We start from the raw sequence: 15,883 nt of genomic DNA, 5'->3' as shown, positions 1-15,883 counted from the left end.
GCGCAGTATCCCTGTAGCCCAACCGATCGCGGTTGTCGCTTGCGGGGGACTGAACAATGTCGCTTAACACCTCTGCCGCACCTCAGCGTGCACACCTGAAAAAATCTCTGACCTTGATCCCGGTTGTCATGATGGGCCTGGCGTATATGCAGCCAATGACCCTGTTTGATACTTTCGGTATCGTGTCTGGATTAACCGACGGCCACGTCGCCACCGCTTATGCTTTCGCCCTGATCGCGATTCTGTTTACTGCCGTGAGCTACGGCAAGCTGGTACGCCGCTTCCCATCTGCGGGCTCCGCTTACACCTATGCTCAGAAGGCAATCAGTCCGCACGTCGGCTTTATGGTTGGCTGGTCATCACTGCTGGACTACTTGTTCATGCCGATGATCAACATCCTGCTGGCGAAAAGCTATTTTGAAACGCTGGTGCCGGGTATTCCGTCGTGGATTTTCGTGGTGCTGCTGGTGGCCTTTATGACCATCTCTAACCTGCGTGGAATCAAAACCGTTGCCAACTTCAACAGCGTGATCGTGGTGCTGCAAGTGGTGGTGATGGTCGTGATCACCGGCATGGTGGTTTACGGTGTGGCACACGGTGTGGGCGAAGGGACATTGGTCAGCAGCAAACCGTTCTGGTCTCAGGATGCACACGTGGTGCCGATGATTACCGGTGCGACGATTCTCTGCTTCTCGTTCCTCGGCTTTGACGGCATCAGCTCGCTGTCGGAAGAGACCAAAGATGCTGAACGCACTATCCCACGCGCGATTTTCCTCACCGCGCTGATTGGTGGTGTGATCTTCATTGGGGTTTCTTACTTCCTGCAGCTGTACTTCCCGGACATTTCGCGTTTCCAGAATCCGGACTCTTCACAGCCAGAAATCATGCTGTTCGTGGCGGGTAAAGCGCTGCAGATTGGCATTCTGATCTTCTCGGTGGTGACGGTATTGGCTTCTGGTATGGCCGCACACGCCGGTGTTTCACGTCTGATGTACGTGATGGGCCGCGACGGCGTGTTCCCGCAGCGTTTCTTTGGTTTCGTGCATCCGAAATACCGCACGCCGTCATTGAACGTGCTGCTGGTGGGGGGCGTGGCGCTGCTGGCAATCAACTTCGACCTGGTGACAGCGACCGCGCTGATTAACTTTGGTGCGCTGGTGGCATTTACGTTTGTCAACCTGTCGGTGATTGCCCAGTTCTGGATCCGTGAAAAGCGTAATAAGACGCTGAAAGATCACCTCAACTATCTGGTGCTGCCAATCATGGGCGCTCTGACGGTAGGTGCGTTGTGGATTAACCTGGAAGAGACCTCAATGGTTCTCGGCCTGGTGTGGGCGGCGATTGGTATTATTTACCTCGCGTTTGTCACCCGTACCTTCCGCAATCCGGTTCCGCAGTTCAGCGAAGAAGTGTGATTTAAATGACCAGGTGCGCATGAATGCGCACCCTACAACGTAGGGTCGCCATTCATGGCGACCTGGTCGATAATCCCAGCAAACTCATCCCGCGATCACCAACTCCCACTTCCCCGCACTCAACGCTTCACGTCCCGCTTTGCTCAACTCCGCATCGGTAATCAAGGTATCAAACCGCTCCAGCGGCAGCGCCAGATACGTCGCAATCTTGTTGTACTTCGAGCTGTCGCTGAGCAACACGCGTTTGCTGCTGACATCGCTCGCCGCCTGCTTTACCGGCACTTTATCCTCGTCCGGCGTATACAGCCCGCGCGGACCCCAGCAGGAGGCCGAGATAAAGGCGATATCGATCGCCAGCTGGCGTAAATTGCGCGCTGCGGCTTCACCAACGCTCGAGCGATTCTCCCGGCACACCGTACCGCCAGTGTGGATCAGCTTGCAGCCGCTGCTCTCCATCAGCAAACGTGCAATCACAAAATCATTGGTCACCACCAGCAAATCGTCACGTTCCGCCAATTCGCGTGCCAGCGCCAGTGTCGTGGTACCGGCATCCAGATAAATGCAGCTGTTTCGCGGAATATGACGTGCGGCGTACTGCCCAATCGCCATCTTTTCGCTGCTGTACATGCTGGTTTTTGCCAGATGTGAAGGTTCGGCCGCTAAACGATCCGCCGAGCGCACACCACCCGAAACCGACAGCACCGCGCCTTGCTCTTCCAGCTTCTGTACGTCGCGACGAATCGTCATATGCGACACGCCCAATCGTTCTGTTAGCTCGGCAATGCTCACGACGCCGCGCTCGGCAACCAACGCTAAAATTTGCTGATGACGTTCAACCGGAATCACACGCCTCTCCCGAATTATCATTTTTTCACATTGTAGATCATCGATTCACAGCCCGCAGCACAATTTATGTTGCCGAAATTTCAGTAAAAAGCGCGGCTGACGGGATTTACTTCCGCCATTATTGCGTTGTGAATCCCTGTTAATCCTTAAGCAGGTAAGTTAATTTTTGTGATGTTACGCACGTTTATTGCCCGATATCTGCGGCAGACTTAACACCAATGAACAAATTATCACTTAAATTAACAATGGAGGTCTGCTGTGTCAGCAACCGTGAATAACATCGGCGTGATTGGTTTAGGTTCCATGGGCATGGGTGCCGCGCAGTCTTGCATCCGTGCAGGATTAAATACCTGGGGAGTTGATCTCAATCCGCAGGCGCTGGAAACCCTGCGCCAGGCCGGTGCACGCGATGCCCAAACCTCTGCCGCCCGCTTTGCGGCTGAACTGGATGCGGTGCTGCTGCTGGTGGTTAACGCCGCGCAGGTTAAGGCCATTCTGTTCGGTGAAAACGGTGTGGCGGCGCAGCTCAAGCCGGGCACGGTGGTGATGGTCTCTTCTACCATCTCTTCACAGGATGCGCAGGCGATTGAACAGCAGCTGGCACAGCATCAACTTTTAATGCTGGATGCGCCGGTTTCCGGCGGGGCAGCCAAAGCCGCGGTCGGGGAAATGACGGTCATGGCTTCCGGTAGCGATGAGGCGTTTGCGCGGCTCAAGCCAGTGCTGGATGCGGTGGCGGCGAAAGTCTATCGCGTTGGCAGCGAAATCGGTCTGGGATCCACCGTCAAAATCATTCACCAGCTGCTGGCGGGAGTGCACATTGCCGTGGGTGCCGAAGCGATGGCGCTGGCCGCGCGCGCCGGTATTCCGCTGGACACCATGTACGATGTGGTGACCAACGCGGCGGGTAACTCATGGATGTTTGAAAACCGCATGCGTCACGTAGTGGATGGCGATTATTCACCAAAATCTGCCGTGGATATCTTCGTGAAAGATCTCAATCTGGTGGCGGATACCGCTAAATCGCTGCACTTCCCGCTGCCGCTGGCCTCCACCGCGCTCAACATGTTCACCGAGGCCAGCAATGCCGGGCACGGTCGCGAAGATGACAGCGCGGTGATCAAGATTTTCAGCGGCATCACGCTGCCTCAGGCAAAGGAGCAGTAATCATGCGTTTAGGCGTCATTGCGGACGACTTTACCGGTGCCACCGACATTGCCAGCTTCCTGGTTCAGCACGGCCTGCCGACCATTCAATTTAACGGCGTGCCACAAGGTCAGGATGAAGTAAGCGCGCAGGCAATTGTGATCAGCCTGAAGTCACGATCGTGCCCGCCGCAGCAGGCGATCGCACAGTCGCTGGCGGCGCTAGAGTGGCTACAGCAGCAGGGCTGCGATCGTTTCTATTTCAAATATTGTTCCACCTTCGATAGCACCGAACAGGGCAACATCGGCCCGGTGACCGATGCGCTGTTGGCGGCGTTAGGTGAAACGCAAACGGTGATCTCGCCGTCGCTGCCGGTCAACGGCCGCACCGTGTATCAGGGCTATCTGTTTGTCGCCGACCAACTGCTGTCTGAATCCGGCATGCGCCACCATCCCGTAACGCCGATGACCGACAGCAATCTGGTGCGCCTGATGACGCGTCAGGCCAAAGGTCAGGCGGCGGTGATCAATGCAGCATTGCTTGATCAAGGTGCCGACGCGGTGCGTATGCAGCTGGAGAGTTTGAAAGCGCAGGGCATCAACTATGTGGTGCTGGACGCGCTGCACGAGCAGCATCTGCTGACGCAGGGCGAAGCGCTGAAAGCGATGCGTCTGGTGACTGGCGGTTCAGGACTGGCGATCGGGATTGCCCGCGCCTGGGCGACCCAGCAGCAGAACCGCGATGCCGAGCAGGCGGGACGTCCGCAGGGCGAACGCGCGGTGGTGATCTCTGGCTCTTGCTCGCAAATGACCAACCGCCAGGTGCAGGCGTACCGCCAGCAAGCGCCATCGCAGGAAGTGTTGGTTGAACGCTGTTTGGAAGACGCCGAAGGTTATGCGCAAACGCTGTGCGATTGGGTGGCAGCACATCATCAGCCTGGGCTGGCACCGTTGCTGTTCGCCACCGCCGATGCGCAGCAGCTGCAGGCGATTCAGCAGCAGTACGGTGCCGCGCGCAGCAGCGAAGCGGTCGAGCAGTTGTTTGCGGCGGTGACACGTGAACTAAAAGCGCGCGGCTGGCAGCGCTTTATCGTCGCCGGCGGCGAAACCTCGGGCGTGGTAGCGCAAAGCCTGGGCGTTACCGCATTCCACATCGGACCGATGATTTCGCCGGGCGTGCCCTGGGTGCGTGACATCCATCAGCCGCTGTCGCTGGCGTTAAAATCCGGCAACTTTGGTGACGAACAGTTCTTTTCCCGCGCACAAACGGAGTTTTCACTATGACCGAACAACAAGCACGCGATGAGATGGTGCAGCTCGGCGCCTCCTTCTTTCAGCGCGGCTACGCCACCGGCTCGGCGGGCAATCTGTCGCTGCTGTTAGAGGACGGCAATCTGCTGGCCACGCCTACCGGTTCGTGTCTCGGCGAGCTGCAGGCCGATCGCCTGTCAAAAGTGACGCTGCAGGGCGAATGGCTTTCCGGCGACAAGCCATCGAAAGAAGTGGCGTTTCACCGCGCGCTTTACCTGAACAATGCGGAGTGCAAAGCGGTGGTGCATCTGCACAGCCACTATTTGACCGCGCTCTCTTGCCTCAACGATCTCGACAATGAAAATTGCATTCGCCCGTTCACGCCGTACGTGGTGATGCGCGTGGGAGATGTGCCGGTGGTGCCATATTACAAGCCGGGTGATGCGCGTTTAGCTGACGATCTGGCTAATCTGGCCTCGCGCTATAACGCCTTCCTGCTGGCGAATCATGGCCCGGTGGTGGTGGGCAAATCACTGCGCGAAGCCGCCAATAATACCGAAGAACTGGAAGAGACCGCGCGTCTGATGTTTACGCTCGGCGACCGCTCAATTCGTTATCTCACCGCTAACGAAGTGGCGGAATTGAGGAATGTCTAATGCCTAAGTTTGCAGCCAATTTATCTACGCAGTTTGGTGAACAGCCGTTTATCGCGCGTTTTGCCGCCGCAGCTAACGCCGGTTTTCGCGCCGTCGAGTTTTTGTTCCCGTATGATTTCCCAGCAGACATCATCAAAGCGGAGCTGGAAAAACATCAGCTGGAGCTGGTGCTGTTCAACACCGCGGCGGGCAACGTGCAGGCGGGCGAATGGGGCGTTTCCGCCATTCCGGGCCGTGAAGAGCAAGCGCGTGGCGATATTGACCGTGCGCTAGAGTACGCGCTGGCTTTGAATTGCCAGCAGGTGCATGTGATGGCAGCCACGCTACCCAACGGCGCCGATCGCGCAAAGTATGAAGCGACTTTTGTGCAGAATATGCACTACGCTGCCGAGCGTTTTGCGCCGCACGGCATTCGCCTGTTGCTTGAGGCGCTCAATCCCGTGACCAAGCCGAATTACCTCTACTCTAGCCAGTATCAAACGTTATTGATGATGGAGCGAATCGATCGTCCTAACGTCTTTACCCAGCTCGATCTGTTTCATGCGCAGCTGGTGGACGGCAATCTGACCCATCTTATCCGTGAATACGCCGGGCGTTATCGCCATATCCAAATTGCCTCGGCGCCGCATCGCCACGAGCCTGACGAAGGCGAAATCAACTATTCGTATCTGTTCAACCTACTGGATGAAGTGGGCTACGACGGTTGGGTGGGGTGTGAATATATCCCGCGCGGCCGCACCGAAGCCGGTCTTGGCTGGTTCGCGCCCTACGCAAAATAACCCGGGTTTTACCGCTCAACACAGGGCTTTTGTGCGCTGTGTTGGGCAAGTCATACCTTAATCCGTCAACACCAGAGAAATCTGTACCTAAAAAATACTTATAAGATAGAGGGTTACCATGTCTACCGCGTTGTTACTCGCCATTGCTACCGCCAGCATCGTGATCTTGCTGTTGCTGGTTATTAAAACCAAAGTGCACCCCTTCGTGGCGCTGATAATTGTCAGCCTGCTGGTCGCCATTGCCACCGGCATTCCGGCGGACAACATTATGGAAACCATCTTTAGCGGGATGGGCAATTTGCTGGGGCATATCACCATTATCATCGTGCTGGGTGCGATGCTCGGCGCGGTGATTGAAGCCTCGGGCGGGGCGGAATCGCTGGCGCAGCGCTTTAGTAAATCGCTGGGTATCAAACGCACCGTCGCGGCGCTGACCATGGCAGCCTTTATCCTCGGCATTCCGGTGTTTTTTGAGGTTGGTTTTATCATCGTGATTCCGCTGATTTATGGCTTCACCAAAGTGGCGCGCGTCTCGCCGCTCAAGTTTGGCTTGCCAATGGCGGGCGTGATGTTAACGGTGCACGTGGCGCTGCCGACGCATCCAGGCGCAGCGGCGGCCGCCGGTATTTTGCATACCGACATGGGCTGGCTAATGATGCTGGGGATTATGATCTCGATTCCGGTTGGTATTGTCGGCTACTTCGTCGCGAAAGCGATGAACCTGCGTCAGTATCATCTGTCGGTTGATGTGCTGGAACAACTGCAGCTGGCGAAACCGGAAGGCACGGCAAAAAACGACGCGCCACCGCCGGGTGCGCTGACCATTACCGGGCTGATCATCGTGCCAATCCTGTTAATCGTCCTGGGAACGTTGGCTCACACCACGCTGGCAGAGGGCAGCGTGCTGCGTTCGGTAATGACGGTCATAGGTACGCCGGCGATTGCGTTACTGATTGCGCTTGGGCTAGCGGCGTGGCTGCTGGGCGTGCGTCGCGGCTGGAGCAAAGAGAAGCTGGAAGATCTGACTGGCCGCGCCATCCCCAGTTCTGCCAGCGTGATTCTGGTAGCGGGCGCAGGTGGAGCATTTGGTAAAGTGCTGGTGGAGTCCGGCGTGGGTAAAGCGCTGGCGCTAACGCTGGAAACCCTGCATCTGCCGCTGGTGCCCGCAGCCTTTATTCTGTCGCTGGCGCTGCGTGCATCGCAGGGATCGGCCACGGTAGCGATTCTCACCACCAGCGGCTTACTGAGTCAGGCGGTGGGCGATGTGACGGATATGCAGCGCGTACTGGTGACGCTGGCAGCCTGTTTCGGCGGATTAGGTTTGTCACACGTCAATGATGCGGGTTTCTGGGTGGTGACGCGCTATCTGGGCTTATCGGTCGCCGACGGTTTGAAGACCTGGACAGTGTTGACAACCGTGATGGGCCTGAGCGGTTTCGCGCTGACGTGGCTGGTGTGGGGAATGATTTAAGGGTTCCCTGGTCGCCATGAATGGCGACCCTACAAACGGGCATTGCGTACGGTCGCCATTCATGCGGTCATTGCGTAGGGTCGCCATTCATGGCGACCTGTCACCAGACCGCAGAGGACTAAGACACCAGCTCCTGCGCATACAAATACAGCGCCTTCAGCTGCGCCATCTTCTCTGCATTACCCTCATGCAAACTCGCCAGTGACTCTAGCTCCAGCAGGAACGCCTGCACACGCTCAGCATTGAGCGCTTCGCGGCGGTGCTGCAACCAGCGTTGCTGCTCGGCATCATCCAGCGTGCCGGGGAAATTACGCGCCCGATAGCGGAACAGCAGTTTGGCAATGCGCTTATCTTCAAAGGTTAAATCCAGCGCCGGCAAATTCTGCGGCGGCGTCTGACGCACAATGTTCATACCCGCGCGATCGGCATCGCTAAAGAATCCGTCATACAGCTGCGCATCCACGTCATCTGTAGGTTTAAACGGCTCCGCTTCGGCAAACAGCGCCACCACTTTTTCCCGCACTTCCGCATGCTCGCGCAGCACTTTTAGGTTCGCGAGGCAGCGTTGGCGATCGATACCTAAGCGCGCAGCATCTTCCGGACGCAGCGTGCTCGCCGGCGCCAGCACCGGACATTTATTGATATGGACCAGCTTGATCGGCACGGCAGGAAGATCGCCCAACTCGCTGCTACGCGTATACAAACGCTCGCGCAGTTCGTCAGATTCCAGCTCAAGCAGCGGCGACATCTCACCGGCCAGATCGGCAACAATCAGCGCATTACGGTTATCCGGATGCCACGCCAGCGGCACAATCCAGCTGGTGTTGCCGCGCGCTGCGCCGAACATGCCGGAAACATGCACCAGCGGTTTCATCTGCGGGATATCAATTAGCGTCATCAGTTTCTGCTTGTTGCGATGGCTAAACAGAAACTCAAACAGCTTCGGCTGCTTCTCTTTCACCAGTTTCGCCATTGCCAGCGTGGCATACACGTCAGACATTGCATCGTGCGCCTGTTCGTGCGCCACGCCGTTGGCCTTAGTGAGATGCTCCAGCTTAAAGCTCGGGAAGCCGTCATCATTTTCCGGCCAGACAATGCCTTCCGGACGCAGCGCGTAGCAGGCGCGCATCACATCCAGCAGATCCCAGCGCGAATTGCCGTTTTGCCAGCTCCAGCCATAAGGATCAAAGAAGTTGCGATAGAAGATATTGCGCGTCACTTCATCGTCAAACCGCACATTGTTGTAACCAATCACACAGGTTTGCGGCTCGCTAAACAGGCCGTGAATGCGCTCGGCAAATGCCGCTTCTGTCACGCCACGCGCTTTGGCGGTTTGCGGCGTAATGCCGGTGATCATCACCGCTTCTGGCTGCGGCAAATAATCGTCCGCGGGCTGGCAGTAAAACACCTGCGGTTCACCTACCGCATTGAATTCTTTATCGGTACGCAGGCCAGCAAACTGCGCCGGGCGGTCCAGCGAAGGACTTTTACCGAAGGTCTCATAATCGTGAAATAAGAAGGTGAACTCAGAGGCGGGCACGGCATTATCCTGGCTGTGGAGAATCAACGCACAGGATAGTCGTCCCTGGGTGGCAGTACAACCTTGATCATCCTCGCTGCGAGCGGGCGTGCAGCAATTAGGCGCAGTTCATACTTTTTTTCAATTTATTCAGATCTGTAAGCGCTATTTGCCGTAAAACGTGCGGCGGTAAATTCATTTTTTGATTTCGAGGAAGAAGTGTTGAAAAGGCGTCTGCTGGTAACTGTATCTGGAATGATTGTTTGGGCATCGTTGGCGCAGGCCGACGACAGCATGCCGTTTCCCCTGACGCCACCGCCGATTGATGCGGCTTCGTGGGTGCTAATGGACGCCACTACCGGCCAGATTCTGACCGCCGGTAATCCGGACGAAGAGCGCAACCCGGCAAGTTTGACAAAACTGATGACCGGCTATGTGGTCGATCGCGCTATCGATCAGAATAAAGTCAGCCGCGATGACAAAGTCACCATCGGTAAAGACGCGTGGGGCGCAGGCAATCCGGTGTTCAAGGGCTCTTCGCTGATGTTCCTTAAGCCGGGCGATCAGGTTACGGTACGCGATCTGATGCGTGGCGTGATTATCGATTCCGGTAATGATGCCTGTGTGGCGCTGGCGGATCATGTCGCCGGTAGCGAAGCCAGTTTCGTCACCATGATGAACAGCTACGTGCAGAAGCTTGGTTTAACGCACACCCACTTCGAAACCGTGCACGGCCTCGATGCGCCGGGTCAACACACTACCGCACGCGATTTAGCCGTGCTGTCACGTGCCATTATCAGCGGCGAGCCCGATTTCTACGCCATGTACGGCGAGAAAACCCTGACCTGGAACGGTATCACCCAAAACAACCGCAACGGCTTGCTGTGGGACCAGAATCTGCACGTCGATGGCCTGAAAACCGGTCATACCGAAAGCGCTGGCTTCAATATCATCGCGTCCAATGTGGTAGGGCGTCATCGCCTGATCGCGGTGATTATGGGCGGCAAGAGCCCGAAAGGGCGTGAAGATCAGGCACGCAAACTGCTGGTGTGGGGCCAAAACAACTTTGATACCGTGCAGCTGTTCCACGCGGGCAAGAAAATCGGTACGGAAAACGTCTGGTACGGCAATCCGCACCAGGTGGATGTCGGCACCACCCAGGATATCTATCTGTCACTGCCGCGCACTGAAGTTTCCAATGTGATGGCCAAGTATGTGATTGATCGCAAAGACCTGGAAGCACCGTTAAAAGCGGGCGAGCAGATTGGTGAAATCCAGGTGATGGACAAAGATAAGCAGCTGGCAAGCTATCCGCTCTACACGCTGCAAGCGGTTGATCAGGCAGGCATCATCACGCGCATCAGCGATTACCTGAAAAAGAAACTGTAATCCATCGCGTATTTTAGCGTTGCCATCATCGCCGCTACACGGCGGTGATGGCACAATCGAGCTTTCTGCTGCTGATCTGAGGCAAAGTATGAAAGCATGGATTGTTGAACGTCATTCGCAAAGCTGGCTTGGCTACCACCTGCAAGGACCGTGGGAGGAGACCGTGCCGCGTGGCTTTGACCGACTGAAGCGTTGGGTCAGTGAGCATGATGCGAAAGGTGAATGGCTGGCTATTTATTACGGTAATCCACGAGAGCTGTCGCCGGAAGAGTTGCGGGTTGAAACGGTGATTACTGCAGCGGAAGCGGTGATTCCCGCCCCCGGTGACGATATCGAAAAAGGTCTGTTGCCCGGCGGACGCTATTTCCATGCCCGCGTTGAGGTACGTAATAACGAATTTTATGAGGCATGGTGCAGTTTGTTCGATAAGTTAAACGCCCAGAGTGAGTGGCAAGTGGATAATCGTCCCTGTTTCGAACAGTACCTTTCCGACGGATCCGACAGCGGCAACTGGCTGGTGGATATGTTCATTCCGGTGCGCGCGGCTGAATAAAATACGCGGTCACCATAAATGGCGACCCTACAAAACACGCCCGTAGGGTCGCCATTCATGGCGACCGATTCAATCACCGCACAAAACCCGACGCGTTACATCAATGTTTCTATTGAGAAAACCAGATGTAACATGCATGTTTTATTTCACGTAAAGACGAAAAAGATTGCGTTCAACCCTGATGGTTCGCGTCTTGCCAGGGTAACATAGCGCGCAAATCGTTACCGTTCCCGGACAACCATGTTACGCGCCGACAAGCCCATCTCGCCGATTGAGTTCTGGTTCTACCGCCACTATCGCATCATGCATGGTGTACGCATCGCTATCGCCTTTGTGCTGTGCTTCCTGTTTGTACGCCTCACCGATATTCCTGAAGGCACCTGGCCGCTGATTACGCTGGTGGTAGTGATGGGGCCAATTTCAACCTGGGGCAACGTGCTGCCGCGCGTAGTCCAGCGCATCAGCGGCACCTTCGCCGGTTTACTTTCCGGCTTGATTGCCCTGAAGCTGGAGCTGTTTTCCCTGCCGGTGATGCTGGTGTGGTGCGCCATCGTAATGGTGGTTTGCGGTTATTTGACGCTGGGAAAACATCCCTATATGGCGTTGCTGATCGGCATCACGCTTGGCGTGGTGGTGGGCGCACCGGCCGGTGATTTCACTATCGCCATGTGGCGCGGCGGGGATGTGATTCTGGGGTCGCTGATGGCGCTGCTGTTTAGTGCCATCTGGGCTCAACGCGCTTACACTCATTGGCGCATCCAGCTGTCAGATGCTTTCATCGCCATGGCGAAACTGCATCACACCGGTTTTTCTGCCAATTTGCTGGAAAAACCGCGCCTGAATAAACCTTTCCAGAAGCTGCTAAGTGCCGTCATCAAAATGCGTTCGCTGCTGGATCCGTCAAGCAAAGAGACGCGAATTCCGAAATCGGTGTTTGAAGCGATCCAAACTATCAATCGCAATATGGTAAACACCATGCAGATGCAAATTGATGCGTGGTGGTCGTCGCGCGAAAGTCATCTGATTATGCTCAATGCGCCAACGCTGCGCCGCACCCAGCAGATGACGGAAGACACGCTTAATGCGCTGGCCACGCTGGTGGTGAAAGGGGAAACCGAAGAGATCACCGCTAACAGCCTCGTACTGGAGGAGATCACCCAGGAGCTGGAGCAGCTCATCGCTAATCGCAGCGGACGTTCAGAAACGACGGCAATTTACGGTTACGTCTGGCTGAGCCTGGAGCAGGCGCGTCAGCTGGAGCGGATGACCGATTTAGTGCGCCTGGCGTTGCGCAAATAGTTTTCTCAGGCAATGACTTAATGTGAATCACGCTTTCTTTGCGCTAAGATAAGCGCCAGTCCGAATTTAGCTGTGAAAATTGCAACCCTTGCGGTCAAACCGCTAAGCTAAACGTTATGACTATTCCGCCTGCCGATGCAGGCCTTAAGAAAGGTGCCAACATGGAAAATGCCAAGCAATCATTTCAGGACGTACTGGAGTTTGTGCGTATGTTCCGTCGTAAAAACAAACTGCAGCGCGAAATCGTGGATAACGAGAAGAAAGTCCGTGATAACCAGAAACGTGTGTTGCTGCTGGACAACCTGAGCGAATACATCAAACCTGGCATGAGCATTGAGGCGGTGCAGGAAATTATCGCCAGCATGCGTGTGGATTATGAAGACCGCGTGGATGAGTACATCATTAAAAACGCTGATCTCTCCAAAGAGCGTCGCGAGCTGTCGAAAAAATTGAAAGCGATGGGCGAGCCTAAAGCGCAGTAATTCTCAGGGGCCGAAAGGCCCCAAATTTCAGGAAGCAACACCAACCTGTAGCGGCGCAATTGATTGCGCTATTTTTATGCCCGTTTCAACATCGTGCCGCTACCAAATGTGCAGTTATGTGCTGCTCAATCTGCGCGCCAGCGCCTGCAGCTGCTGTGCAATCGCCCTTACATTCACCTGACCCTGCTGCGGTGCCGCCGTGGTTTCACGCAACACCAGCTCGGTTTCCAGTCTCTCATCCGCTAACGTGCCGCCTTCCAGCTGTGCCACTAAGCGATCGACGCTTATCGCGCCCAACTGCTGCAAATCCTGGCGCACGGTGGTTAATGGCGGCTGATACCAGGCGCTTTCTGCCGTGTCGTCGTAGCCAATCAGCGAAATCTCTGCGGGGATATTCACGCCGTGCTGATGCAGCGCCCGCATCGCGCCAAGCGCCATCTGATCGTTGGCCACCAGTAGCGCCTGCGGTAGCTTATCCGGCAACTGCGCCAGCACGGCCTGATAGCCCGATGCCGCGCTCCAGTCACCGCTCAGCACGCAGAACGGCGTGAGCCGATGTGCTGACAGCGCCTGCTGCCACGCGGTGAAACGCGCACGTGCCGATGCCGAGCGTTCAGGCCCATTCAACACGCCAATCTGCTGATGGCCGAGCGCCACCAGATGATCCACGGCCTGTTTCGCCCCCGATTCGCTCTGATATTGGCACTGCGCCACCATGGCGCTGCGCTCTACATCCAAAAACAGCGTCGGTTTATTACCGCACTGCAGCTGAATCTGTTCGGCTTGCTGCGCATCCAGCGGCAGATTGATCAGCAGCGCATCAACCCGTTGCGCCAGCAATTCATTTACCGTGTCCTGCGGCGCGCTGCTGGCATTCGCCATGGCAATCACCAGGTGATAACCCTGCGCCGCCGCACGTTGCTGAATTGCCGAGGCAATTTGTGCGGGCGCCATCAATGCGAGATCGCTGGTGGCGAGACCCAGCGTGCGGGTGTTTTTACCCGCCAGCTGCTGCGCGACCCGATTCGGCACATAGTTGAGCTGCTGCATCGCCGCTTCTACTTTGGCGCGCGTGCGCGGCGAAACCTGCTCGGAGTGGTTGAGAACGCGGGAGACGGTTTGGTAGGAAACCCCCGCCAGATGGGCAACATCATCAAGGGTTACGGAACGCGCAGTCATGGATCTCTCCTGAAGATTAAGCGGCGAGTGTAGCAAATTTTTCCCTGCCGACGCGCGCTTAAGCCGCTACACTGCCAAAGTGAAAATGAGGAGAAAGGCATGCAGCTTAACAACGATCACATTCAGGATATCAATACCCTGGCGACCTGGCTGGCACTGGATCACATGCCGCAAACGGGCACGCTCGACGTCGATTTAGCCATTCTGGCCGGCCACGCGGTGCTGCCAAACGTGGAGGCGGTCATCGCCCTGGCGAAAAAGTATCAGCTGCCGTTATTGGTAAGTGGCGGCATTGGCCACTCTACATCGTTATTAGCAGAGATGCTGAGCACACATCCGCTGTATCGCCAGATTGAGACCCAAGGCAAAAGCGAAGCAGAACTGCTGGGCGACGTAGCGCGCGTGTTTGCCGCGCTGCCGGACGATCAGCTGCTGCTGGAAACCGCCTCTCGCAACTGTGGCGAAAATGCCGCTTTCAGTCAGAAATTACTGGATGAGCACAGCTGGCAGCCGCAGCGCGTGCTGCTGGTACAGGACCCGCTGATGCAGCGGCGCACGTGGGAAACCTTCCGCTATCAGTGGCGCGACCGCGCCGATGCGCCGGAATTTATCAGCTGGCCGGTGTTTGTGCCGCAGGTGATGATGGATGCGGGCATGCTACGCATTATTGGTGCGCCGCCGCAGGGCTTGTGGTCGATGGAACGTTTTCTGTCGCTGCTGATGGGGGAAATCCAGCGCCTGCGCGACGACGAAAATGGCTACGGTCCACGCGGCAAAGGTTTCCTCGGTCATGTAGATATACCGGAAGAGGTGGAAGCGGGCTGGCAGCGGTTGAAGCAGCTGCCGGGCGTGCAGTCTCGCTTATGATATTTCGGTCGCCATCAATGGCGACCTTACGACACGACCGCACGCCAATCGCGCCAAACAACCGTAGGGTCGCCATTCATGGCGACCCACGTTAACGACCCTGCACATACACCTGCAAATTGACATACACCGCGTTCAGCAATGGTGTCACCACGCCACTGCGCGCACCACGCACCAGCAAATCACCAATCACCTGATCGGCCTCAATCTCGTAGCCCTGGGTTAAATCCCGGTACATCGATGAGGTCATCGCCGCTTTGGGATTATTCAGCGTCTCATAAATCTTCGCCGTCACCGCCGGGCGCTGTTGATAACCTTCCGCGCTCAACACCGCCAGTACTTCACCAAAAATTGTTTGCAGCAGCGCTTCGCCACCTTGTGCGTTCAACACCTGCTGCGTATTGCCGCGCGCGATACAGCACACCGCACCGAGCGTGCTCAGCAGCAGCCATTTTTCCCACAGTTCGCTGATAATGTTGTCGGAGAAAAGGGTATCAAACTGCGCCGCGCGTAGGGTTTCATCTATTCGCTGCAGGCGCGCATCGTTATTGCCATCCAGCGCGCCGTAATAGAGCATATGCAGCGGCGTCATCTGCACCACTTCGCCGTTTTCACCCAGCGTGGCGTTGATTTTACACAGGCCGCCAATCACCTTGTCACCAAAGCGCGCCCGCAGCGTGTCGATATGACGCATCCCGTTAAGAATGGGCATGATCAGCGTGTCAGGACCCACGGCGGGAGCGATATCGTTCATCGCCTGTTCCAGGGCGAAGCTTTTCACCGTCAAAATAATCAGATCATAATGGCTGTTAAGCGAATCCGCCTGCGCCAGCTGAGGTTGCAAAACTTCCGTGCCATCAGGCGTTTTCAGCACCAGCCCGGTTTGCTGCAGCTGCTGAAAACGGCGCTCGCGCACCAGAAATGTCACATCACGTCCTGCTTGCGCCAGACGCGCACCGAAATAACCGCCGGTTGCACCGGCACCGACCACCAGAATGCGCATGATTCAAACCCTGTCAGAGTGAAAGCCTT

General features: G+C 56.3%; 15 protein-coding genes. 11 read left to right on the top strand and 4 right to left on the bottom strand.

Annotated elements, in window-relative coordinates:
• Positions 1-56 precede the first annotated feature (56 nt).
• Positions 57-1,415: an APC family permease gene (locus ACIP6T_RS08480; protein WP_097096752.1), complete on the top strand. Its 1,359-nt coding sequence runs from the start codon at positions 57-59 to the stop codon at positions 1,413-1,415.
• An 84-nt stretch (positions 1,416-1,499) separates the two neighbouring features.
• Here the strand turns inward: ACIP6T_RS08480 and ygbI are convergent, their stop codons facing one another.
• Complete coding sequence (ygbI, locus tag ACIP6T_RS08475) at positions 1,500-2,261, bottom strand: DNA-binding transcriptional repressor YgbI (RefSeq protein ID WP_097096753.1); 762 nt, start codon at positions 2,259-2,261, stop codon at positions 1,500-1,502.
• 258 nt (positions 2,262-2,519) lie between these two features.
• On the opposite strand from ygbI, the gene ltnD reads away from it, so the two are divergent.
• The 5 genes from ltnD to ACIP6T_RS08450 all read left to right on the top strand — a co-directional run bounded on the left by ltnD (position 2,520) and on the right by ACIP6T_RS08450 (position 7,563).
• Positions 2,520-3,428 carry an L-threonate dehydrogenase gene (ltnD, locus tag ACIP6T_RS08470; protein WP_400456392.1) on the top strand — a complete coding sequence of 303 codons (909 nt, stop codon included), beginning with the start codon at positions 2,520-2,522 and terminating at the stop codon, positions 3,426-3,428.
• Between the two features lie 2 nt (positions 3,429-3,430).
• A complete protein-coding gene (gene otnK / locus ACIP6T_RS08465) occupies positions 3,431-4,690 on the top strand; it encodes a 3-oxo-tetronate kinase (protein ID WP_400456391.1) in 1,260 nt (419 codons plus the stop codon).
• On the top strand, positions 4,687-5,313 hold the full coding sequence (locus ACIP6T_RS08460; protein WP_400456390.1) for an aldolase: 627 nt from the start codon (positions 4,687-4,689) through the stop codon (positions 5,311-5,313). The genes otnK and ACIP6T_RS08460 overlap by 4 nt, the downstream gene beginning before the upstream one ends.
• A complete protein-coding gene (locus ACIP6T_RS08455) occupies positions 5,313-6,092 on the top strand; it encodes an HPr family phosphocarrier protein (RefSeq protein ID WP_097096757.1) in 780 nt (259 codons plus the stop codon). Before ACIP6T_RS08460 ends, ACIP6T_RS08455 begins: the two co-directional genes overlap by 1 nt.
• A 118-nt stretch (positions 6,093-6,210) precedes the next feature.
• The gene (locus ACIP6T_RS08450) at positions 6,211-7,563 is read left to right on the top strand and encodes a GntP family transporter (protein ID WP_400456387.1); all 1,353 of its coding nucleotides are present in this window, start codon (positions 6,211-6,213) and stop codon (positions 7,561-7,563) included.
• Positions 7,564-7,681: 118 nt separating this feature from the next.
• Here ACIP6T_RS08450 and sbcB read toward each other — a convergent pair whose 3' ends face one another.
• On the bottom strand, positions 7,682-9,103 hold the full coding sequence (sbcB, locus tag ACIP6T_RS08445) for an exodeoxyribonuclease I (RefSeq protein WP_400456385.1): 1,422 nt from the start codon (positions 9,101-9,103) through the stop codon (positions 7,682-7,684).
• Between the two features lie 201 nt (positions 9,104-9,304).
• Between sbcB and dacD the strand changes: the two genes are divergently transcribed.
• From dacD to tmaR, 4 genes are all read left to right on the top strand, one after another.
• Positions 9,305-10,471 carry a serine-type D-Ala-D-Ala carboxypeptidase DacD gene (dacD, locus tag ACIP6T_RS08440; protein WP_176519162.1) on the top strand — a complete coding sequence of 389 codons (1,167 nt, stop codon included), beginning with the start codon at positions 9,305-9,307 and terminating at the stop codon, positions 10,469-10,471.
• Between the two features lie 88 nt (positions 10,472-10,559).
• Positions 10,560-11,024: a GyrI-like domain-containing protein gene (locus ACIP6T_RS08435; RefSeq protein WP_400456383.1), complete on the top strand. Its 465-nt coding sequence runs from the start codon at positions 10,560-10,562 to the stop codon at positions 11,022-11,024.
• A gap of 240 nt (positions 11,025-11,264) precedes the next feature.
• Positions 11,265-12,323: an FUSC family protein gene (locus ACIP6T_RS08430; RefSeq protein WP_400456381.1), complete on the top strand. Its 1,059-nt coding sequence runs from the start codon at positions 11,265-11,267 to the stop codon at positions 12,321-12,323.
• A 161-nt stretch (positions 12,324-12,484) separates the two neighbouring features.
• Positions 12,485-12,805 (top strand): PTS system regulator TmaR, encoded by a 321-nt coding sequence (gene tmaR / locus ACIP6T_RS08425; protein WP_008110563.1) that lies wholly within the window; start codon positions 12,485-12,487, stop codon positions 12,803-12,805.
• Between the two features lie 114 nt (positions 12,806-12,919).
• On the opposite strand, the gene ACIP6T_RS08420 is transcribed toward tmaR, so the two are convergent.
• Positions 12,920-13,984, bottom strand: a complete 1,065-nt coding sequence (locus ACIP6T_RS08420) for a LacI family DNA-binding transcriptional regulator (RefSeq protein ID WP_400456378.1) — start codon at positions 13,982-13,984, stop codon at positions 12,920-12,922.
• Positions 13,985-14,083: 99 nt separating this feature from the next.
• Here ACIP6T_RS08420 and ACIP6T_RS08415 point away from each other — a divergent pair, with 99 nt between their 5' ends.
• Positions 14,084-14,851 (top strand): YdcF family protein, encoded by a 768-nt coding sequence (locus ACIP6T_RS08415; RefSeq protein ID WP_097096764.1) that lies wholly within the window; start codon positions 14,084-14,086, stop codon positions 14,849-14,851.
• A 91-nt stretch (positions 14,852-14,942) separates the two neighbouring features.
• On the opposite strand, the gene ACIP6T_RS08410 is transcribed toward ACIP6T_RS08415, so the two are convergent.
• Complete coding sequence (locus tag ACIP6T_RS08410) at positions 14,943-15,854, bottom strand: ketopantoate reductase family protein (RefSeq protein ID WP_400456376.1); 912 nt, start codon at positions 15,852-15,854, stop codon at positions 14,943-14,945.
• Positions 15,855-15,883 lie beyond the last annotated feature (29 nt).

The sequence above is a fragment of the Pantoea sp. NPDC088449 genome (assembly GCF_044753225.1).
Taxonomy (GTDB): domain Bacteria; phylum Pseudomonadota; class Gammaproteobacteria; order Enterobacterales; family Enterobacteriaceae; genus Pantoea; species Pantoea floridensis.
The sequence above is the reverse complement of the archived record's forward strand: the minus strand, read 5'-3'. Positions and strand labels throughout refer to the sequence as shown.